The sequence below is a fragment of the Ectobacillus panaciterrae DSM 19096 genome (assembly GCF_000430785.1).
GTDB classification, from domain to species: Bacteria; Bacillota; Bacilli; order Bacillales; family Bacillaceae_G; genus Ectobacillus; species Ectobacillus panaciterrae.
In genome coordinates this window covers 83,967-107,514 of sequence record NZ_AUMR01000015.1, presented here as the reverse complement: position 1 = coordinate 107,514, position 23,548 = coordinate 83,967, and the positions used below count along the sequence as shown (strand labels likewise).

15 protein-coding genes are annotated in these 23,548 nt (G+C 41.8%); 10 read left to right on the top strand and 5 right to left on the bottom strand.

Annotated elements, in window-relative coordinates:
• Together mqo and H540_RS0106585 are read left to right on the top strand one after the other, a co-directional pair.
• The coding region (mqo, locus tag H540_RS0106590) for a malate dehydrogenase (quinone) (RefSeq protein ID WP_028399960.1) at positions 1–1,179 on the top strand (1,179 nt) is incomplete at its 5' end.
• A 743-nt stretch (positions 1,180–1,922) separates the two neighbouring features.
• Entirely contained in the window at positions 1,923–2,573 is a 651-nt protein-coding gene (locus H540_RS0106585; protein WP_155890962.1) for a 2OG-Fe(II) oxygenase, read from the top strand.
• Positions 2,574–2,859: 286 nt separating this feature from the next.
• Here the strand turns inward: H540_RS0106585 and H540_RS0106580 are convergent, their stop codons facing one another.
• The 4 genes from H540_RS0106580 to H540_RS0106565 form a co-directional block, all read right to left on the bottom strand.
• The gene (locus H540_RS0106580) at positions 2,860–3,459 is read right to left on the bottom strand and encodes a hypothetical protein (RefSeq protein ID WP_028399958.1); all 600 of its coding nucleotides are present in this window, start codon (positions 3,457–3,459) and stop codon (positions 2,860–2,862) included.
• A 151-nt stretch (positions 3,460–3,610) separates the two neighbouring features.
• A complete protein-coding gene (locus H540_RS29095; RefSeq protein ID WP_051317010.1) occupies positions 3,611–4,690 on the bottom strand; it encodes a GRAS family protein in 1,080 nt (359 codons plus the stop codon).
• A gap of 93 nt (positions 4,691–4,783) precedes the next feature.
• Complete coding sequence (locus tag H540_RS0106570; protein ID WP_034670472.1) at positions 4,784–5,359, bottom strand: response regulator transcription factor; 576 nt, start codon at positions 5,357–5,359, stop codon at positions 4,784–4,786.
• A 69-nt stretch (positions 5,360–5,428) separates the two neighbouring features.
• Complete coding sequence (locus tag H540_RS0106565) at positions 5,429–6,907, bottom strand: sensor histidine kinase (protein ID WP_028399956.1); 1,479 nt, start codon at positions 6,905–6,907, stop codon at positions 5,429–5,431.
• A gap of 934 nt (positions 6,908–7,841) precedes the next feature.
• Here H540_RS0106565 and H540_RS29090 point away from each other — a divergent pair.
• The 8 genes from H540_RS29090 to H540_RS31860 all read left to right on the top strand — a co-directional run bounded on the left by H540_RS29090 (position 7,842) and on the right by H540_RS31860 (position 22,371).
• Positions 7,842–12,920, top strand: coding sequence for a type I polyketide synthase (locus H540_RS29090; RefSeq protein WP_051317009.1), 5,079 nt, complete (start codon positions 7,842–7,844; stop codon positions 12,918–12,920).
• A 65-nt stretch (positions 12,921–12,985) separates the two neighbouring features.
• Positions 12,986–13,438 (top strand): hypothetical protein, encoded by a 453-nt coding sequence (locus H540_RS0106550; protein ID WP_155890961.1) that lies wholly within the window; start codon positions 12,986–12,988, stop codon positions 13,436–13,438.
• Positions 13,439–13,503: 65 nt separating this feature from the next.
• Entirely contained in the window at positions 13,504–18,738 is a 5,235-nt protein-coding gene (locus H540_RS0106545) for an SDR family NAD(P)-dependent oxidoreductase (protein WP_028399954.1), read from the top strand.
• Positions 18,735–19,487, top strand: a complete 753-nt coding sequence (locus H540_RS0106540) for a 4'-phosphopantetheinyl transferase superfamily protein (RefSeq protein ID WP_028399953.1) — start codon at positions 18,735–18,737, stop codon at positions 19,485–19,487. The genes H540_RS0106545 and H540_RS0106540 overlap by 4 nt, the downstream gene beginning before the upstream one ends.
• Before the next feature lie 690 nt (positions 19,488–20,177).
• Positions 20,178–20,774 carry a TerD family protein gene (locus tag H540_RS0106535; RefSeq protein WP_028399952.1) on the top strand — a complete coding sequence of 199 codons (597 nt, stop codon included), beginning with the start codon at positions 20,178–20,180 and terminating at the stop codon, positions 20,772–20,774.
• A 49-nt stretch (positions 20,775–20,823) separates the two neighbouring features.
• Positions 20,824–21,402, top strand: coding sequence for a TerD family protein (locus tag H540_RS0106530; RefSeq protein ID WP_028399951.1), 579 nt, complete (start codon positions 20,824–20,826; stop codon positions 21,400–21,402).
• A gap of 35 nt (positions 21,403–21,437) precedes the next feature.
• Positions 21,438–22,157 (top strand): TerC family protein, encoded by a 720-nt coding sequence (locus H540_RS0106525; protein ID WP_028399950.1) that lies wholly within the window; start codon positions 21,438–21,440, stop codon positions 22,155–22,157.
• Positions 22,158–22,206: 49 nt separating this feature from the next.
• Positions 22,207–22,371, top strand: coding sequence for a VWA domain-containing protein (locus H540_RS31860; protein ID WP_081415037.1), 165 nt, complete (start codon positions 22,207–22,209; stop codon positions 22,369–22,371).
• A 77-nt stretch (positions 22,372–22,448) separates the two neighbouring features.
• Here the strand turns inward: H540_RS31860 and H540_RS0106515 are convergent, their stop codons facing one another.
• Positions 22,449–23,351 (bottom strand): LysR family transcriptional regulator, encoded by a 903-nt coding sequence (locus H540_RS0106515; RefSeq protein WP_028399949.1) that lies wholly within the window; start codon positions 23,349–23,351, stop codon positions 22,449–22,451.
• Positions 23,352–23,548: the final 197 nt, after the last annotated feature.

Here is a 23,548-nt window from a genome sequence, read left to right as displayed (position 1 = left end):
CAGGACTTTATCATGCCATTGCCTCATATGAGTATGGTACAAGGGGAACAAAATGTAACGTTTTTAAAGAAACGTTTTGAAGCGCTGTCAAACAATCCCCTATTCCAAGGGATGGAATTTTCCGATGATCCGGAAAAACTGATGGAATGGATTCCGCTTATTATGCAAGGCCGCGCATCGAATGAACCTATAGCGGCAACAAAAATCGACTCTGGAACTGATGTCAACTTTGGCGCTTTAACGCGCATGTTGTTTGACCACTTAGAGAGTAAAAATGTCGATATAAACTACAAACATAGTGTTAATGATATTAAACGTACTAGTGACGGCTTGTGGGAATTGAAAGTGCGGAATCTCGATAGCGGTACTGTCGAACGCCATACTGCAAAATTCGTCTTTATCGGAGGCGGGGGAGGAAGCCTGCATTTACTGCAAAAATCCGGTATTCCTGAAGGAAAACATATTGGAGGATTCCCGGTAAGCGGAATATTTATGGTGTGTAATAATCCGGATGTTGTAGCGCAGCATCATGCAAAAGTATACGGCAAAGCTAAGGTTGGTGCTCCTCCAATGTCTGTTCCGCATCTTGACACACGATTTATCGACAATAAAAAATCGTTGCTATTTGGACCGTTTGCCGGCTTCTCACCAAAGTTTTTAAAAACCGGTTCAATGTTTGATTTGGTAACTTCCGTAAAACCGGATAATCTCTTAACTATGTTGTCTGCAGGTGCAAAAAGCATGTCATTGACAAAATACCTGATCGAGCAAGTTATGTTATCGAAAGAACAGCGTATGGAAGAGTTACGTGAGTTTATCCCGAACGCCAAAAGCGAGGATTGGGATTTAGTAGTAGCGGGCCAACGTGTGCAAGTTATCAAAGATACTGAGGCTGGCAAAGGAACGCTTCAATTTGGTACGGAAGTTGTTAGTGCCGCTGATGGTTCGATAGCAGCATTGCTCGGCGCTTCTCCGGGTGCTTCTACCGCCGTTCACGTCATGCTTGAAGTAATAACAAAATGCTTCCCTGAACATATGAAAGAGTGGGAACCGAAAATTAAAGAAATGATTCCTTCTTATGGCGTGTCACTAATGGAAAATCCAGAGCTTCTGCACGAAATTCATACTTCAACAGCAGAGACGCTTGGTCTAAGCGAAAAAGAGCTAGTCTATAGTTAATTCTTTCGATGTAGAAACAAAGGTATTGAATGAAAAAGTTTAAGCAACATTTTTCATCAATGGACAATCGTTTCTATGATGAAGAGCTTGAAAAGGCAATGATTAAAAAAACAGAGATAAAAATTTACCTAAGGAATTGAGTAAATAATAGAATATCATTGGAAATAAAACACCGAATCTTTGATCTATCTTTGGATTGAAGGTTCTTTTTTTATTCGCAGTTAGAGAGGCTACGGTGAAGCGTATCATAAGTAAAATGTAATTTTTATGCGTATAAAGAAAGAACCAGCAATCGGATCCTCTAATTAAAATTTAAAACATAAGCAATTAATGAGTTCCTTACATATATGGGGGAATTTTGTGAAAGTCGAAATAGCAGTCAAAAGTAGGATTATGAGGCAACGGTAATTGAATATTTACGTCGCTATGGGTATGAAAGGATAAAACTATAAAGTTTATTCGAGAGTAAAATAACTCTTCTTTTTTATAAAATATAATAATAAAATTGTAGAAATACAACAATGCAAGGTGTGAAATTTGATACTGAAATCAGTAAGACAATCAAACATTGACATCATTTGAAATGCAGGAGGAAATAAAAACTTAATAGGAGGTACAGTTGTTACTATCTTTCCTCTAGATGACAGAACCAATAAAACTTAATGAATGAGTGCTTTCAGCAACAGATCCGTCTGATTATTTTGGAAATTAAAAATAATAGAAAAGGTTGATGAAAGTTGATAATGGATGCTAAAGAATTAACTATTAAAGAACAGACTATTTTTAATCACATTGGAAATAAAATTAAAACAGAAGATAGAGAAATTAACATAATTGCTAGATTAGAAGAACCACTAATAGTAATTTTAGGAAATGTTTTAAGTGGTGAAGAATGTGATGAGCTAATTAGGTTGTCAAAAGATAGACTTCAGCGTTCAAAAATTGGAGATGCACGTGAAGCAAATGAACTCAGAACAAGTAGTAGTATGTTTTTTCAAGAAGGCGAAAATGACATTGTTACTAGAATTGAAAAAAGAACATCATATATCATGAATATACCTGTTGAACATGGAGAAGGTCTTCAAGTTCTTAATTATAAAATTGGTCAAGAGTATAAAGCTCATTTTGATTTTTTTTCATCAGCAAATAAATTAGTTAGTAATCCTAGAATTAGCACACTCGTCATGTACTTAAATGATGTAGAGCATGGTGGAGAAACTTTTTTTCCTAAACTTAATTTTTCAGTCTCTCCACAAAAGGGTATGGCGGTGTACTTCGAATATTTCTATAATGATAATACTTTAAACGAGTTAACTTTACATGGTGGAGCACCAGTTATAAATGGAAATAAGTGGGCCGCAACACAATGGATGAGAAGACAAAAATTAAAATAAAAAGGTTTGGTAAGTAAGCCACGTGTTAATTATTTATATAAATTCTGTTAAAGATATCGACATGTATGAAGTCTCATCGTTTCTGCCTACACTGCTAGTAGAATCTAGCGAAGAAGCGATGGAACATGAAACGATTGATGGTGAAGGACACACGGCTGGACAGCAGAGACATTAGAAACAGAAGTAAAATCTGCTTCAATAGTCTTGAAATACATATAGTTTGATTGCAATGGCAGAAAGAAGGCATAGCGAAATCTATGCCTTCTTTCTTATCTTTGAGGACTGCTTAAACGGAATGGTTATGAGCAGGCTGTTCAGGCAATACGCGGTTAGAACCTGTTTTTGTGACTGCGTAGAGACCTAACCAAACATAGCTGCCGCCCCAACAAATAACGGCTATATCACTTAAATACGGAATTGGAAGAATGTTTAAAATCGGGAATAACATAATCATAATAGCCGCCCCCCTTGGAAGAACATTTGCTCTGAAGGTTGCAATGCCATACAATAGTGTACTAAGCATAAAGCCCATGACTCCGACCATAGCCATTGTACCCAGTGGAGCAGGCGGTGCGTCCGCTTCTAAAAGTTTCGGGTCAAGAACTTGAAAGGCATACGTCATAAAGACGAGAAATCCAATATATGTCGTTCCAATGAGCGTGAGCAAGAAGGTGATAAACCCGAACTTCCCGGCTTCTTTTGCTTGTAGAAGGTAAGCTCCTACTGCTCCCGGCACGAGTAACAATGACCCGATGATGCCGCCTAAAATAAGAGATAGATAGAAATCTCTCCCAAAAATCAATTCAATAGGAGACATAGACGCACGAAGGAGCCCTCCAATAATCGCAAACACACCAAATACTCGAATAATACCATTTAGTGTCATATTTCTTCACTCCTTATTTCAATAATATTGTTTAGTTGACATCTTCATCATCCTAAACGGCATTCACCTCGATTTCCCTTCACTTCAACAGCTCCAGTGAGCAAGTATCTGAAAGCTAACTGGAAATCTCTATGTCTATATTTCTGGCGAATTATTTTTGCACCAAAACCGAAACAAGGGTCTCTTTTTCATATTCCAGTCCAAGATAACTATTATTCCATCGAAAACTGAAGCCATTTGGCAGCGGTATATCAGGAAGAATATTTGGTTTAACCGGAGTAAATCCACTTAAAGATAAACGTTCTATCCATTTTTCACCGATTTCGTGCCGTTCTGTACGGACATTTTCGGTTTTCCCTAGAATATCTTCTATTTCTCTTCCAAAAAAAAGCTTTAGTGTGTTTTTTCCTTTATCGCTTAATTCCGATTGATTTATAATTTTAAAAACGGTTCTGAAATGTCGCCAGCAATTCTGAAAGCGTTCTCCTAACGATGAGGTGTTGTGATCGACGTGAGGTTCGCATAAGATTACAGCTAATGGGTTTAGATCATGGATATGTTGTATAACTCTATTTCTTGTATCAAAACCATCCTCTAACTCACGAATATGATGTAAAGCAAAAGCTGCATTAACTAGCAAAGGGTATTCGGATTCGGAAATGAAATTCCAATCTTCTGGAGTAAGCTCCTCAGCAGTCGTACAAAAAGAATGAAAAACAAGTTCAATCCCTTTTTCAGCAGCGGCAGCTTGTATATTCGATTTTGCTTGGAATAAACTTTCGGCGGACGGTTCGACGGCAAATAAAGTCAGTTTTTTAGGCAATGTTCCGTTCAGCTCGAGTTGGTTTAGCAAATCCACTTCTTGTCGCCCTGTCCCAATACCAATATTCAGTATGGAAATCTCATCATGCAATTCTATGAATTGCTCCAGAATTTTATTTGCTAGCTGACCTGCTATGGAGACAAGGGGGAAATGCTCCGCAAGCATATTAAAAAGAACTATTTGCGGAACTTCAAAACGCTGCAGGTATAGATTGATGTTATTGTTATGCTCGAAATTAAATTGCTTTGATAAAGCGGAAGCAAATATATAACAATCAAGATCCTCAGATTCTTTTTGAAGATCAAGCTGATCAATAAAGTTTTGCATAACAGTTTGTGTATTTGTAATTTGTTCTGAATATGATTGACGTATGATCTGTATCAATTCATCAAAATATGCTTGTTTCAATGTTAGACCTCCTACCTTAATATTGAAAAGTATTAAATTATTATATAAGATAAGTTCTTCCTTATACTATGTTTCTAGTTTTCTTCCTATTTGTTATTTAAATAACTTATTCCGGATGCTTCGCAACTGAGTTTTAATGGTATTTACCGACTTGTAAAGCATCTCTGCCATTTGCGTTTTATTGTATCCTTTTTCCCGCAATTCGTAGATTTCCCTTTCGCTCGGTGTAAGGAGCATCAATTGGATTTCATGCCGCATCACAGGGGCAGCATCCGAATGAATAGAAGGCTTATCAGCATAAGCCTCCCGGATGGCCTTTACGATATCCCGGAAATTGGACTTTGTAATATAATTGATGGCACCGCTTTGAAAGGATTTTAAAATAATTTCTTTATCTGTAAGGGAAGTGAGCATAATGACTTTGGTTTTCAGCTCTTTATTCATTGAGATATCCCTGGTGGCTTCCAAGCCATCCAGCTGATTTTCCGTTAAATTAATATCCATTAAAATTACATCGATCTCCATCGTCTGGAAAGCTTCCAGGGCCTCCTGTTTAGTAGCAGCCGCTTTGACAACTTGAATATCTTCTTCTTTGTTCAAATCCAAAGAAAGTTGCTGCCGCCAAAATTCATCGTCTTCAACCAGCATTACTTTAATGATACTTCCCATCGGTTTTCCTCCTTTCATGTAACATGTATTTCTTGTTGGAATCAACTTAACTCAGTATATGTTAATAGCTCAAGTTGCGGGAGGGTGAAATTCTGTCATCCCCCGGGAAGAGGAGTTTACTTCGTTTTCTATCACCCAATGCAAAACTCGCTTTCTAGGAAAGCGGAGCTCCATAAGAGTACCTTCTCCCGGTTCGCTCTTCAAGATTTGTAGGCCTCCTCCGTGCTTTTGCATCACACCGTAACAATAGCTAAGGCCCAATCCATAATGGAGCCGTCCTTTTTTAGTGGTGAAAAAGGGTTCGAACACTTTAGCCACGTTTTCCTTGGGGATGCCTGTGCCATTGTCTTTAATCCAGATCACAACGTCCCTCTTCAATTCAACCAGGATAATTTCCAAACGCCCCTTGCCGGCTTCCATCGATTCAATAGCATTCATGCAGATATTGCTGAAAGTTTCTTGAATATGGGCTGGATCACAGATAATCTCTGGATCGATCCGATAATCCTTGTGAAGTAAGATATTCTTTTCTTGCAAAATTGTGGATAGAGAAGCCAGCTGTATTTCTAGCAGTTTAGTAAGTTGTTGAGGCTGTTCATTTAAAATGATTTCATCGGCCTTTTCTTTTATCCTAGTGACCATATTCAGCATATGATCCGTAACATTCAATATGCTGGCAATGTCTTGTAATGCTTCGTCCTTGCAATCCCTGGAGATGGAATCTGCGATTTTCTCACTTAGGTAATTGATCTTTTGTACTTCATTTTTCAGTGTATGGTTAAGAATGGCGGTCCCTTGCGTGAGCGACCGCATGGAATAATCCAATTTTTGCTGTTCAATACGTAGTTTGATACCCATAAAACCATACCTTAGGCCGAAGTAAATAAAAAACAAGACGAGCCATATAACAATGAGAAAATTAAGCTGCCATAAATTATTGCTGGAAATTTCCAGGCCGCTTTTACTGATTAAGAAATAATTTAAGCCGTAATAATCCGAGGCATAGACGAAGGAAATGGCGATCACTACCAGATTCGTCCTGAATCGATTTCCCTTATAGACAGAGTTGTTTTCTCTGAGATAACTGATGATATAAAAGAGGATACCACTCAAAAAATAAATGCCCGATAAAGCTTTAAATAAGATTCCTCCAAATTTTGCCTCCGGATAGATGGGCACAAAATAGATGATATACAGAATGATTGGTATTAAAAGGATAAACGATAACCAATTTTGCATTTTGCGTGACAAGTAATCCGTGAAAACTATTCCGCTCATTAAGAAGAGGTAGGGGAGAAAATGGTATTCGATTCCCCAAAGCACAATGGTTAAAATACGGATCGATTCGCTGAATAAAAGATTTTCGTATCCATGAGTCTTCAGAAAAGGGAGGAAGGTTTGGTTAATCACAAGAGAGAAGCTGGCAAAGCCCGCTATAATCAGCAAGGTGCTCATCCAGCAGGTATATTTGTTTTTATAGTTGTTTACCAGTAATACAATACCGATTGTCCATAAACTGATAAACATACCAATATAGAATAAAGTCACGAAGATCCCTCCTAAAATATTTCTTCTAATCTCCCTTAAAAACCATTTATCGGAGTTTAAATACCGTTTTTAAAATCTGATTTTTCAGAATATTTAAGCTGCGTTATGAGTTCTTTTATGTTTTATTTGATCAGGTGTACAAACATTTACTGTAATCGATATTCGCATAAAGGCGAGGGGGGGGGATAATAAATCATCCTCCCTTTAATTAATGGTTCCTTTTATAATCAATTTGCTGAGTCAGGAAAAATTTCTGACTGATTGAGTAGCTGGTCGGCTTTCAAATAAAGATATAGCAGGAACTAAAAATGGCACAATTAAAAAAGGAAAAACTTCAAGAGTTAATCCTTCTAATGAGTAACACAGAACAAAGCGGAAAGCAGGACTTGCGGTTAGATTTGCTCTTATGCATTGGGCTGTGGGCACATTTCGGCTGCATATGTTAACAAGAATGAAGACAGGGGAGCTCCCTGCCTTAGATAAGTGCAAACTGAGTAAAGAAAGTTAGGAATTGGAATTGGCAATAAAACAGGAGTGTGAAGATGCCTCCTGAAAATAGTCCCATTCGCTTACGAAGCATTGGAGTAAACAGGACATCGCAATGCTATCAAAATACGATTCAATTAATCCCTGTAATGAAATAATTATAAGTCATAAATTCGTAAATTTCTATATTGTACTTGGTAAGATTTTCATAAAGTTCTTAGTGGCCAACGCTTGTTCAGATTAAGGGGAGGAGAGGGGGATGATAATAAATCATCCTCCCTTCATTTGGCTACATTCTTTATAATCGGTTTACAGATGCAGGAAAAATAATCCCTGCATAATGAAAGCAAATTGGCTTTCAAGCAGACGATCTGGTCCTACGCACGCAGCGATATTCGCTTGAGACATGAAAAGGACATAGATTGTGTTGTCAAGGGAGGAATAGAATTTGAGCGGGTATCAAAAAGACATAGCGATTGTGGGATTGGGTTGTATTCTGCCCGATGCTTTTTCGCCGCAGCAATTTTGGGAGAATAATATAAATGGACATATAGCTTTACGGCCTCTGCATGTCCATAACCGTTGGAATTGGGAGATTTTTTATGATGCTGATTCCAGCAAGCCGGATAAAACCTATACGAAAACGGCAGGAGCGATCTGTAACTATGAGTTCGACTGGAGGAAGTTCCGCATTCCGCCTTCTGAGGTGAAAGCAAGCAGCCCTATGCAATTTATGATTTTGGATGCAGGTGCCCAAGCGTTGGATAACATTAAGATCCTGCCGAAAAAACGTACAGGAATTTACATCGGATCGATCGGTTCAGGCTGGCAAAAAGATACTGGTTTACAGATACACAGGGACGCGATGATGCAAGCCTTAAAAGCCAGCCCAGGCTTTTCGTCCTTATCTGATGATATACAGGGACAGATCATCGAATCCGCGGCGGCTGAAATGGATCAAAGTTTGAACTCGGCAGCGGTTGAAAACATGATTGTTCATTCGCTCGCGAGTATTGCGTGCGGCCGGATTGCTCAATATTTTGATATAAAAGGACCTCATGTTTCCGTCGATTCCGGGTATGCTTCCTCTCTTGCCGCTCTGGAAATGGGAATCCGCTCTTTGCAAGGAGGGAGTGTAGATCTTTCGCTTGTCGGGGGAGCGAGCGAGATTCTCACTCCGCTGAATATGATTGCTTTTTCTAAGTTGGGCGGCTTGGCGAAGTCTGCAATTCGGCCGTTTGATGCGGATGCGGCCGGAACGCTTCTTGGAGAAGGGACGGCTATGTTTGCCTTAAAGCGTTTGGAAGATGCGGTGCGGGACGAGGAGCATATTTACGCTGTTATCAAAGGAATCGGATGTTCTTCCGATGGCAGCGGAAAATCGTTGCTTGCGCCTGATTACCGCGGTCAATCCCTTGCGATGAAACGCGCTTACGAGGACGCAGGAGTTGATCCTAAAACAATCAGTTATATTGAATGCCATGCTACAGGCACACAGGTAGGAGATGTGAGTGAAATCAAGGCGCTCTCTAGTCTTCATGACAGCGCCGCGTCCTATAAAATTGCTCTTGGATCAGTGAAAGCCAATATCGGGCATTTGGGTCCCGCTGCTGGGGCAGCAGGGTTATTGCGAACCGTATTGACGCTGTATCATCGGAGGATTCCGCCGCAGATCCATTTTCATACGCCAAATCCTTACATGGAATTACCATTAACTCCATTTGTACTGCCAAGTCGACCTGCACCATTAAAACCTCAAGAAGAATCAATATTGCCTCGAGCAGCTGTTAGCTCATTTGGATTTGGGGGAACAAACTATCATGCCGTATTGGAAGCCTATTCGCCGGAATATACGGCGCTTAAGGCCAGCGCATGTTCAGAGTTTGAAGATGAGCCGATCGCCATTATCGGGATGTCCGGGATATTTCCTGATGCAGATAATAAGGAGACATTTTGGTCAAATCTGTTGGAGGGAAAAAATGCAATCATAGAAATTCCAAATGAAAGATTTGACTGCGGCCTATTTTATGATGGTTCCAAAGCAGTTCCTGAGAAATCTTATACAAAGCTTGGTGGATTTCTTTCATTTAAACAGCATGACTCTTCAAAGTGGAAAATCCCGCCGGCATCGATTCCTTACGTTGATGAATCGCACCAACTTGCTTTAATTTGCGCTGAGCAAGCCCTTCAAGATGCTGGATATAATCCAGAAACATGGGATCGGGAACAAATATCCGTCATATTAGGATTTTTACCTTATCAAAATAAAAAGTTTCTCGCTGATGTCCGCGTGAATTATCAAGAAATTCATCAAATCTTTGCAAAGGTTTTAGAAGAGCGTGAATACTCGATTCCTCCCGCCCTGCAACGTCATATCTTGGATGAAGCAGAGCAGCTTTTTACAGCGAATCTTCCGAAAGTCACAGAAGATACGCTAGCGGGTTATTTGGGAAGCCTTGCAACCGGACGCATCGCCAAGCATTTCAATTTTAAGGGAGCGCAGTTAACCGTTGATGCCGCCTGTTGTTCTGCTCATCTTGCCTTTTGGGCTGGGGTTCAATCTCTCCGTCACAAGAAAAGCGATGCTGTATTGGTCGGCGGCATTAACGCCGACATGTCTCCAGAATTTTATGTAGGCGGGTGCGGAATCCAAGCGTTGTCAGCCGATGGGATTCGACCGTTCGATGCGCGGGCGGACGGCTTTGTTCCTGGAGAAGGTGCTGGTTTCTTTGTGCTTCGCCGTTTATCGGATGCGAAAAGGGACGGTCAAAAGATATTCGCGCTCATTCGATCCGTTGTCTGCACGTCTGACGGGAAAAGCGGTTCAATTCTTGCTCCTTCTCTTGAAGGGGAATCGAGTTCCATGATTCAAGCTCTCCAACAAGCGGGCGTATCTCCGGAGCAAGTGGATTATGTCGAGTGTCATGGTACGGGAACTGCAATGGGAGATGCGATTGAGGTAGAGGCGCTAATGAAAGCATACGGTACGGATAGAACGAAACCATTGCACATCGGCTCTGTGAAATCGAATATAGGTCACTTGCTGGCCGCTGCTGCTGTTCCGGCAGTGATGAAGACCATTTATGCAATGCGGGAAGGTGTGATACCGCCCTCCATCAATGTGGGAATCCTTAATCCGAAGCTCGAAAGCGCCGGCGGGGCCATACAGGTTGTGACTTCATGTGAACAGTGGGAGACGGAACAGGATCAGCCGCGCCGGGCCGGTGTAAGCGGATTTGGCTTAGGAGGAGCTAACAGTCATATGATACTTGAAGAATATAAGCCGACCAAGCAGCAAATCCGTTCCGTTCCGTTTTCACATCAATCTTCAAAGATGGATCATATCTTGCCAATCGCAGCGACACAGGGGGCGAATCTAGCAGATTGTGTCAGAAAAATGCTTCAAGCGGCTCAAGAAATTTCGAAGCAGCCTGAAGAACAATACCTGCTGTCGATCAGTCAGATGCAGCAAGCCATTAATCCAGAGCATCCTGGTTTATATCGCGTCGGAATCGTCGCCAAAGATTCCCGGGAATTATTGCGTAAGGCAAAGCTCCTCACAACAGCCGTTTCTAAAGGAATTAACACAGATTTTCTGCGGCAGCAAGGGGTATTTATAGGGAAAGCGGAGCCGCACTTGCGTGTCGGTGTCGTATTCCCCGGTCAAGGCGTCCAGTATCCGAACATGTTAAGAGCTGTGATGGAACATTTCCCAGCAGCGGCGGAAATTATGAAGCGTATTGATAGAGAATACCAATCTCTGTGCGGCAAATCGCTGAGCGGTACCTTCTTCACGGATTCTCCTGAGAACTTCCAGCAAAATGATGAAGATATTCATTGTGCGGTTTTCGCTGTGAATTACGCCGTGTTTATGTTGTTGCGCACATATGGATTGGAATTTGACGCCGCGATCGGGCAAAGTGCGGGGGAGTTGGCTGCTTTGGTCGCAGTGGAAGCTCTATCGTTACAAGATGCTCTTAAGGCGGTAAGAGAAAGAACCTTATCCGTTCTCTCGCTTCAAGGAAAGGATCCCGGGAAAATGATGACCGTCCATTGCTCTGCTGGAGAAGCGAAAAAGCATTTCAGAGAAGTGAAGGGTTACTGCGAAATTTCAGCCGATAATAGCCCGCGCATGTGTATCGTTTCGGGAGAAACACCAACGATTCAGGAATTGCAGGGCATTTATGAAAGAAACCGCATCCAGGCAGAATTGCTGCCTGTATCCCATGGCTATCATTCCTTAATGATTTCCGAAGCACGTGAACCTTATCGGCGCGTTTTGGATACTTGTATATTTTATCAGCCAAAGTGCGATCTGATTTCGACCATCACCGGAGATAACCTCCGGCAGATACCTGTTCAAGATTATCCGGAGTTACTGGAAAGCCAATTTATTGAACCGGTGCGCTTAAGGCAAGCGATTGAAACCGCACATGAAAATGGTGTTCGTTTGTTTATAGAGTGCGGCCCCAAATGGGCGATCAGCTCTTTTATTTCAGAGATATTGGGGGAGAAGGATTTTTGTGCGCAGGCTTCTTTACATCCAAAAATCGGTGAAGTCGAACAAATTCACCGTGCGTTGGCTTGTATGTTTGTACACGGGAAAGGGCAGTTGATCCCAAAAAATACCCACGAGGAGAGAGTAGGTACAGAAATGAAATTCGGAGATGAAACGACAAAAGAGACAGTATCAGCAGGCGATCTGTTGCAAGGGATATCCATGATGGTTCCGGAAAAGGGAGGAGACACTGCAACGCTCCTGTTTCTGAAATCATTGAGAGACATGATTGATGCATTCTTGCAGTCCAAAATGGAGGCAAAGGCAGAAGGGTCCGCCGCACATGTATCAGAAAGTCCAAAACAAAAAGAAAAGCTAGCGGAGTCCAGTCAGGACGTCATGAACGAAAAGCAGCCTCTGCATAGAGATGAAAGCAGTATCCGTGAAGAGGTAACAGAATATTTGCTCTCCCTTATGGTACAGCGTACTGGCTACCCTAAAGATATGCTTGAGTTTGATTTGGATATGGAGGCTGACCTTGGGATTGACACGGTAAAGCAGGTTGCCGTTTGGGGTGAAGCACGCCTGCATTTCGGGGTGGAACAAGAAGCGGGATTCAAAATCCGCGATCATGCTACATTACAAAAAATGGTGGATTATTTCGTTTTCAAGTTGGGTGACATGAAGCAACTGCAAACATCTAAAAATACCGTCGCCACAACGATGGAAGCAAAATCTCCCGCATTTACCATGGAAGACGTACAGCAAGTCATTATGGATCTAACTGTAAACCGTACAGGGTACCCGGCAGACATGCTTGAACTGGACTTGGATCTAGAAGCTGACCTTGGAATCGATACTGTAAAACAGGTCGCTATTTTGGCTGAGGCTCGCAAACACTTTAGACTAGAACAAGAACAGGGCTTTCGAGTTCGGGACTATCATACCCTCCGAAAAATTATTACCTATTTCCATGCTAGATTGAAAGGAACTGCTATAGAAGCAAAACAATCTTCTTTTTTCGAATAATGCCCCCTGATTCCTTGTCCGAGACGGATGAATGGATTGTAACTTATCGGCCGCAAGATGACAGAGTGCGATCAGACATTAAGGAAACAATCCGTTACATGGACGAACATGCAAGGCGAAGCCAGCTTGCCGCGGAGGAAGAGGACAGCGGGGTATTTCAAGGTCAAACTGTTTCCATTGAATGGATAAAGCACGACGGTGCTTGGAATATGATAGCCAAATTGAAGTACTCGGACATAAATTACGAAACTCTTATGAAACGATTCCAATCGATTCATGAGGCTGCGTGCTTTGCTGCTGTTCAGACTTGGCATTATCAGTACGGACGGAAAGTCAGGGTGGGCGGCGCAAAGAATCTGGAATGTTATTGCGATTTGAAAAACCAAGAGGAGAGTTTTCTGTTCGTCGAACTGCTATCCGCTTCACATCTGGAATACCGTGCCGATCTCACTCTTGTGGATCGGCATGGCCGTGTGCTGGCCCGTTGGGAAGAAATCTCTGGAAAACGATTAGAGTGAAACGCTCATGTTCGGACGAATGAAACGACGGGTATTTTGTTAAACAGATAGAGAGGATGAAAAACATGAGCTTTCAAAAACGGATTGCAATCGTTGGCATGTCATGCAGGGTGCCCGGTGCAAATACATTGCAGGAATTTTGGGAAATGATATCAAACGAGAATCGAGCGATCGGGAAAATCCCTTTGGAGCGGTTTGACGCAGAGATATACCGAGCATGTTGGGGAATGGAAGGAAAAGGTGAAATGCTGGGAGGGTTGGTTGATGCATCTGAGATTGACTATCGGAAATTCCCCATCCCCCCGGAGCAGATTCGTCATATGCATCCTATGGAAAAGATAGGGCTTTCCGTTATGCATGAAGCTTTACAGGATGCGGGAATCGAAAGAGGAACGAAGCTGTCTTCGAAGGGGAAGATCTACATTGCCTCGAACACCTTTGGCCCTTCGCCGGAGACAGATCATGGCCCGTGTATTAGACAAGGGGAATTTACCCGCATCCTGGAGGAAGTATTGAACCGCACCCATCCTGATATAGCAAAATGTGTATGTGATGATGTATTGGCTTTGCATAAGCAGACGGCTCCTCCCATCCGGCCTGATACGATGACAACATCCGCCAGTTTGGTCGCCGGGAGAATCGCCAACTTGTACGACATGCAAGGCGGTCATGCTGCTGTGGATGCAGGAATTTGCAGTTCCTTGGCAGCGACAGCAGAAGCCGTTCTTGCCCTTCAACAGGATGCCTGCGATTTTGCTTTGGTCGCAGGAATTTCCCCTCTGGTTACTGCATCCAGCATTGTAGAGTACCTGGTGGATCCCACGTTTTCTGAACACATTCCGATTTTGGGTGAAGGAGGAGCAGCATTTATCCTCATGCGTGAAGAAGATGTCGGACAGAGACGAGTATATGCATATATAGAAGGCATTGCTTCTTCTCTGATACAAGATCGCATCAATCAACATGATATTGCGACAGCCGCAGCAAAGGCCGCTGTGGAAGCGTTAAAACAATTAGGAGCCACTCCTGACAGTGTGACAAGGATAGAAAGCAGAAATATCGGTCTCAGTTTTTGGGAAAAAGCGGAATTAGAGGGGCTCTCATCGGTGTACGGTGTCCAACAAATAGGAGGGGATATACCGATAACATCCTGTGTTCCTCATATAGGATTTTTGCAAGCCGCCTCTGGCATGACAGCCTTGGTCAGGGCAGCCTTGGCGTTATTTTACGAGAAAGAATGCAAGAAAAATAAAGCCGGTCTTGCCGCGGTGAGTGATGTAGGAATCGCTCCCGTAGCTTATCATGCGCTCCTAAGCGCTCCAGCAGATTCAGCAAGACATCAATCAGTGTCTGTTTCTTATGGGCCAGATACAGAACCGATCGCAATCGTTGGCATGGGTGCTATTGTCCCGGGCGCGAAGGATATTGAGACATTCTGGAAACATACAAAACTCAGCTATCGAAGTATCGGTGATTTGCCGGAGCGGAAGTGGAGCTTTGACAAGATAATCGGAAATAATGAAGAGCTGCGTTTGGACGTTCCGTCAAAATTGGCGGGAGTTGTACAGATTCCAGGCTTGGATTTAGGGAAATTAGGCATTTACGAAAAAGAATTAAGCCGTTTGGACGAAGGTGTCATCTTCTCGCTTCTTTGCGGTATAGAGGCCGCAGAACAAGCAGGACTTATAGACACCGAAGTAGATAAGGATCGGGTAAGTGTTCTGTTCGGACAGTTGCCGATCCGGGAAGCGGAGAACGCGAAAAACAAGCTGATATTTTTCACTGATTATATGAAACTTGTTCGTACTGTTCTCCAGAAACAGGATATGTCCCATTCTATGATTTCCAGCGTATTGAACAATGTGATTTCCTGTTATAGGCAGGAGAACAGTCAAGAGTATGATTTTCTTTTGGCAAGCACAGGCTTGACGAACGCTCATTATGTGGCGAAGGCCCTTAAAATCGGGGGAGGAATCTTGTCTGTCGATGCTACTTGCGCTTCGTCTTTTGCTGCTGTTGAAGCTGCTGTCAATCGTTTGCGTGCTAATCTTGCCGATGCCGTAATTGTGGGGGGAGTCTCCCATCATATTGTTCCCGAGTACAATCTGACCTTGCATGCTCTAGGAGCGTTGTCGTCAAAAGGAATACCACCTTTTCATGAGGATTCCGATGGGTTCGTGCCTGCAGAAGGAGCAGGTGCAGTTGTGCTGAAGAGACTTTCAGATGCTGTTCGAGATAATAATCAGATTTATGCCGTTATCGGCGGAATCGGCTGCTCGAGCGATGGCAAGGGCACTTCAGTGCTCGCGCCCAGCAGCCAAGGGCAAAAACGAGCCATTGAGAGAGCATTGCAGGAGGCGGGTGTCAGACCGGAAGATCTTGAGCATATAGAAGCCCACGGCACAGGAACTCGTTTGGGCGATGAAACGGAAATGAATACGTATCGGATGGTATTCGGAGAGTACCATAAGTATAAACCGTATTCTATCGGCGCCGTTAAGTCACAAATCGGGCATCTTAGTTCCGCGGCTGGTATTATCGGTTTAATTAAAACAACACTTGCCCTGCATGAAAAAATCATCCCGCCCAGCTATACAGATGGTCGCTCTCCTTTGTTGCTTGCCAATTTAGCAACGGAACCGAGGGTGTGGGGAAGTAGGGAAGACAATAAAAGGCGGGCAGGTGTAAGCGCATTTGGGCTCGGGGGAATCAACTATTTTCTTGTTGTGGAAGAATGGCAAAAAAATAGAGAAGATATGCCCGATTTATTCTCGCAGCCGCTTCCCCGACCGCTTCATCCGCAACGGGCCGACCGCTTTACCGTAGAGCTAGTGCCGGTATCGTTACCTGCAAGGCCAGCGTTATTTCCCTTGCGCGGAAAACGACTCGTTCTCGTTCAGGATGTAGCGAGTAAATGGCGGGCATACAAAACAGCATTGGAACAACGAGGTGCCGCTGTTTTTTCCGTCTCGCCGTTCGAGATGACAACAGAAGATATTCTACATGAAAATTTGGCTTTATGGGAACGGGAACATGGTGAATTAACGGGTATTCTAGACCTGCGCACATTGGAAGAACGGCCGGATATAATCGGGCTGGCAGCTGATAGTTTGACTAAAGAAATAAGCAGCGTGAGTGATTTTACGTTCATGCTTTTGCGGTATTTTTATGATCGTTTTGAACAGGCACCCCCGTTGACAGTATGCTATGTCGCCGTTACTTGTCTAGGGGGGAATCTTGGTTTAACGGATTGCGATTACGGAAACGTTTTGGGTGCTTTTTTACAAGGCTTGCTGAAATCCCTGAAACCAGAGCTGCCAAACGTGCTTGCGAAAACAATTGATTTTCCTGCACATGAATCGATAGAGAGCATGATTCCTATTATCATCCAAGAAATAGAAGACGGAAATGAACGAACAGAAGTGGCGTATACAGACAGACGCTATGTGGTTCATCATAAACAATCCAATTTTTTCGACCAAACACCGTTGGCCAGGAAAATCCGCAAGGGGGACATATATTTGTTCTCAGGTGGGGGACGTGGTGTTGTATTTGAGTGTGCCGCGGCTCTATCTCTTTTAGGAGCGAAAGTTATCGTATGTGGCCGGACAAAAATACGAGATGAGTCTGCCCCGTGGTTAGAGATGGATGACCTGGAGTTCGCCGCTTATAAACGGGAACAATTGATAAAACAGCGTCAGATGGATCCATCACTTACTCCTGCCCATTTTAAAAAGGAGTTCAGCTACCTGGTGAAAGAACGGGAGCTTTATCAAAATATGAAGAAAGCAAAACGCTTGGGTATCATATATGAAGTCTGTGACATCAATGATGCTAATCAAGTCCATAACATGGTTTCGCGCATTCTCCAAAGGTACGGGCGCATCGATGGGGTCGTCCACGGGGCGATGGTAGAGTGGTCAACAATCATTCCGAAAAAAACGAAGGAAATGATAGATCGTACCATCGAAACAAAAGTTATGGGAATGTGTCATCTGCTGGATGCGACAAAAGATATTCCGCTGCAATCCTTTATTTGTTTCGGTTCGGGTGCAGGTCGATTCGGCAATAAAGGTCAATCCGATTACAGCGCGGCCAATTCTTTGATGTCAGCCCTATTCGTTGCGAAATGCCGGGAGAGAAAACACCTTTTGCATCATACAACGCTTAATTGGACCGCATGGGAATCTGTCGGAGCGGCCGTGGCCGATCCAGCTATGACTGAAGCATTGAAAAATAATGGAGTCCCGTTCATCTCTACGGAAGAAGGAGTTTACTGGTTCTTAAGCGAGTTGGCGTTAGGGCGAGATCGAGAGACTGTGATTGTTAGAGAAAGGTTTTTAAGAGAGTGGGTGTTCGTAGGTCCAGAAGCGGATGGCAGAAAGGAGCGTTCACTGTCATTCCAAGACAGAAGCATCCCTGTTAACCCTGGAGATTGGCCTTTTATCGATACTCTTATGGAAAAAAACTCTCAAAAGGCAATCATTGAAAGAGAGATTGACAGAGAAAAGGATTGTTATTTAGAGCAGCATTGCCTGGATGGAATCCCGATTTTTCCCATGGTGTGTTATTTGGAGCTCCTTGCTGAAGCGGCCGCTGTCACCTCACCCGGATGGATTATTCGTTCCGTTCAACAATTTGAGGTGCTCCATGCGATAAAATTGTTTTCCGATAAGCCTGTGCGTGTACGGGCGGAAGCCTCTGTAACGAAAGAGAAAAGTAATGAACGAGAGATATTCGTAAAGGCCTTTACAGATCTATCTGTGAAAGGACGCATACTTTACAAGGATCGAGTGAATGCTTCAGCGGCATTCACCTTTATCAAGCAAAGAGGAAACCTAGAGCAGAGAACGTTCCCTGCCGTCAAAGGTGCCGCTTACTCGAGCGTACACTACAACGTTCATCGCGATACATTGCAAATCGGCCCTCTGTTTTGCAGAGCCGGCGAATATACGATGAATGAGACGGAAGGTATTGCTACAGCAGAACCTCCTGAAGAACGGAAATTATTCTCTTTTACAAATGCGCCAACTTTACAAGCCGATCCATTCTTAATCGATATCGCCATGCAAATCGCTGTAAGCGTAGATTCTTTTCATTCCTCAGAGGTCAGCTTGCCTATCTCGATCGGAACGGTTTTATTTGGCAGAAGAAGGGGAGTGAATGAGCGAGTGAAGGTATACAGCCGAATTGTTCGACAAGATGGTACGGATATTATCTTTGATATATGGGTTATCGGTGAAAACGGGGATGCAATCATGGAAATCCAGAAATTCCTTGCAAGGAGAATCAAACGATGACAAGGGATTTCTCACTTGCTTTTTGTCCTGTAACATCGATGTTTGATGACGCTCATTTTATAACAAAAAACGAAAGAAAGCTGTTAGGCGAAAAAACGACACCAAAGCGCATCGGAGACTTTATCGCTGGAAGAATCGCGGCCAAACACGCGGTTCGTTCTTATCTGTCGCTCCCGGAACACATTCGGCTGTCAATTCTTCGGACCGAGCAGGGAGAAGAGGCGGGAAGGCCTTATGTTGTTTCTGATGAGGCATATATACTGCCTTTGGTACATCTATCTATAACCCATGCTGATAAAAAGGCGTACGCTGTTGCTTCCCGCTCCCGCATAGGGATTGATAATGTAACGATAGAACCTTACAGCAGCGCTTTTGTTGAGGAGGTATTTCAGATTGGAGAATTAAAAGCATGGGCAGATTGGCTGGGAGTCGAGCTGTCCCATCCTCTAGCTGTTTGCTCTGGATTCGCTGCGAAAGAGGCTTTTCTGAAATGGATGGGCGTCGGTTTACGATACTCATTACCAATGGTTCAGCTTACACCTTTCTATAAAGAGCAATCGATGCAACAACCATCCTTCTTTCAAAAACAATTTTTTGCCGCATGCTGCATTCATAACAGAACTGGGGATGATCCAGAGTGGATTATGCTTGATGGATTTTTTTCGCTAAGAAACTCGCAGATTATCATTCTTCTGACTGGTGATAGCCCATTTAGTCGATCCAGATCAGATCATGTAATTGATAAGTAAACAATTAATTTTGCATGGCTGGACATTCAAGAATGATTATTTATTAAAAATTCATTTGGCATATTAAACTAGGTACAAAAGGTTGTCAGATTATCTAACGATAAATCAGTCAGAAAATTAAGATTCGCTTATAATAATGAGGAAGACTTAATTCTTCGAAATCCCTATCGCAACGGTATTTTGCCGCTTAGCATTCCTGCTGAGTGGTCTTTTTTGTCCTATGTTTTATTAAACTTTAGTGTTGATTTTATACAAAAAGAAATAGCCCGATTTTTTGTCGATCTTTTCGTATGTCTTCAATGATCGGCATTTAGCCAACCATGCCGTGCTTCACTGCACCACAGATTATGGAAGATTTACCAGAAGGTTCTACAAAGAATGGATGTAGTTCAGACGTTGAAAGACTAATAGGATTTATATAATTAAATCAAAAGATGATATAGTCTTTGAGGTATCTCTAGAAGTCTATAGAGGATTTGATAATAAATCTTCCAACCCTTCATATTTCCTCTAAAAAACTAGCCTTTTTCATACAGGTACACATCCTTTTTAAGTATCTAAGCTTTCAAGATTTTTGTGCTGAAAATAGGAGGATTTGTAGTAAAGAGTTGGATATATGGGAGAAATATGGTATTATTTCAGTGTTCATCACGTCATCGTGATAATTTGATAGAGAAGGAGTGTGAAGAGATGGCTATTTCATTACAAAAAGGACAGAAAATCGATTTAACCAAAGGTCGAGCTGGTCTTTCTTCTATTTTAATTGGATTAGGTTGGGACCCTGTTAAAAAGAGTGGGGGATTCTTTGGTTTTGGCAGTAGTGGAAGTAACATAGATTGTGATGCCTCAGTTTTAATGCTAAATGAGCAAGGAAAAATTGTGGATCAAAAGAACGTTATTTACTTCGGAAATAAAACAAGTAAATGTGGAAGTGTTAGACATTCTGGGGATAACTTAACTGGTGACGGAGACGGGGATGACGAACAAATCCTTGTTGATTTAAACAAGGTACCTGCCTATATACATAAACTTGTCTTTGTTGTAAATATCTATCAATGCGTACAAAGAAAACAAGATTTTGGCATGATTCAAAATGCATTTATCCGTGTAGCAGATGCTTCTAGTAACAATGAACTAGTGCATTACAATATTACTGATAACTTCTCTGGATTAACGGCTTTATTCGCAGGTGAGATTTACCGTCACGCTGGCGAATGGAAATTTTCTGCAGTAGGTCAAGGTACTAAAGACGTTTCCATTGGAGATATTGCAAATCGCTACGTTTGATTAATTTTTAAATCTTAATATAAAGCTTACAGAAGAGGGGAATTCAAAGATGGCTATTACTCTATCTAAAGGTCAAAAAGTAGATTTAACAAAAACGAATCCGGGTTTAACTAACATTGTTGTTGGGCTAGGATGGGATGTTAATAAGTATGACGGCGGTCAAGATTTTGATCTTGATTCTTCTGTATTTCTACTAGGTGCGAATGGGAAGTGTGCATCTGAAAATGATTTCATTTTCTACAACAATACAAAAGGTGCGAATGGAGCAGTAGAGCACACTGGTGACAACCGTACTGGTGCGGGTGATGGTGATGATGAGCAAGTTAAAATCAACTTATTTGGTGTGCCTGACAGCATCCAGAAGATTGCCTTCACAATCACTATCCATGACGCAGAAACACGCAACCAAAACTTTGGACAAGTAAGCAACTCCTATGTTCGTATTTTAAGTGAATCTAATGGACAAGAACTTATCCGTTACGACTTAGGAGAAGATTTCTCTATTGAAACTGCTATGGTTGTTTGTGAACTATATAAACACGGAAACGATTGGAAGTTTAATGCTATTGGAAGTGGATTCTCTGGTGGATTAGCATCTTTATGTCGTAATTATGGTCTGCAGGTGTAATTTCTACTTACTAAAAAAGGGAGATATGTTTAAACATGATAGATTCATTTCTGACACTTGGTGTTGCCGTTTCATCGGGGGCGTTACTTGCCTTATTAAAAATTGTACTAATTGATATCATACTGTCTGGGGATAATGCGGTTGTTATTGCCATGGCAACAAGAAATCTGCCGAAGGAACAACAGAACAAAGCGATTTTCTGGGGAACAGCAGGGGCTGTAATGCTCCGAATTGGATTTGCGGCAGTTATTGTTTATTTACTTCAGGTACCTTACGTTAACATCATCGGGGGGATTGTACTTCTTTGGATTGCTTATAAGGTATTGGTTGAAAGTGAAGAGGACGCGAATATTAAGTCTCACAATGGCTTGGCTAAAGCCGTTCAAACAATCATTATTGCAGATGCAGTTATGAGCTTAGATAACGTGGTAGCAGTAGCAGGAGCCGCTCATGGTCATTTAGGTATGATCGCTCTTGGCGTAGCTATTAGTATTCCTATTATGATCTTCGGTTCAAAAGCAATCGTAAAGGCCATGGATAAATTCTCTTGGATTGCTTATGCTGGTGCAGGCATTCTAGCATGGACTGCTGGAGAAATGATTTTAAAAGATAAGAGTTTGAATGAACTAATTGATATTCCGCATGGCGTTGTATCATATGTAATCCTAGCTGTCGTAACAGTCCTTGTACTTGCAACTGGATATTTCAAGAACCAGAAAAGTGATAAAGCTGATAAATTAAAACAACCAGCTTAATCGTAGGAATTGGGAATTCTAATTTTGGAGTCCTTGAAAACCTTGATATATGGAAGGTAGAGTTGTTGATAATGCTAATTTCTTTAGTGTAGAGGATCCATCTTCGATTTCGGATGATCATTTATATGATTTATTAATAGAAGAGTATCCTAAGTGGGTTGAAGCAGCATTTAAGAAGGGCCTTATCTTAGGTCAAAATTTAATTGCTCGTTAAAAGGGAAGGCAACTAACCCATTTGGGAGTTGCCTTTTATGTTTCTTAAAAAGGATTTATAAAGTTGTAATGAATCGTTTATGTTGATTTAGGTTTGTTAGGCCATTTTTTGTTTAATGCATGTATAAATGTCTTAACGTTCTTTTTATCTTGCATTATAGGGGAATAAACATAGGAAAGCGTTCTGTTAAAGGGCTGATTTTTCAACTGAATAATAGAAAGATTCCTATGCTGTACGTCTCTTTCAATGACACTGCGGGATAGGAGAGATAGCCCCATGCCATTCATAAGTGTTTCTTTAATTCCTTGATTACTGCTTATGGTAAGAAGCGATTTAACTTTCAAACCATTTGAACGAATGACGTGGTTAAGATATTCACGTGTACCTGATCCAATTTCTCTGGTTACCCATGCTTGATTCTGAAGGTCAGCAATGGTAACTTCATCTTTACAAGCGAGGTTGTGATTGTTCGAAGAAACAATAAATAACTCATCTTGCATAAAAGGGTGTACGGAAAGCTCCTTTTCATTTGTTTGGCCTTCAATTAAACCTATATCGACTTGATACAACCGGACAGATTGAACGATTTCTTCTGTATTTCCAATTACAACTTGAAGTTCAAGTTCTGGATAGTCATTTTGAAGGTCAAGAAGTAAAGAAGGCAATATATACTCGCCGATTGTAAAACTTGCGCCTATCTTTAATTCTCCTTTTATGGAGTTATGGTGTTCCAGAATGTCTTGTCTAGTCTGTTCGTACATAGTGATCATTTGCTTTGCGCGATCGTATAAAATCTCGCCAGTTGGGGTGATTTTTAAGAATTTCGGCGAACGCAGAAATAATTTAGTTTGGAGTTCTTTTTCTAAATTTTTTATATGTAAACTTACACTTGGCTGTGACATGAGAAGTATTTCGGCTGTTTTTGTAAAATTTTTAACCTCTACAAGGGTTACAAATGTTTTTAACGCGTCATAGTACAAAAGAATCCCACCTTATTATTAGTAATCTTAATAGCTATAATAAATTATATATATTTTACTAATATTGTGTCTTCCGGTAAAATTTAATCTATAAGAATTTTCTAATGGTTTATGCAATTAGAACCGACTTGATTTATAGGAATAGTAGAGATAAGATAAAATTAATCATTTTTTCACTAAAAAGTGGAGGGTAAGAA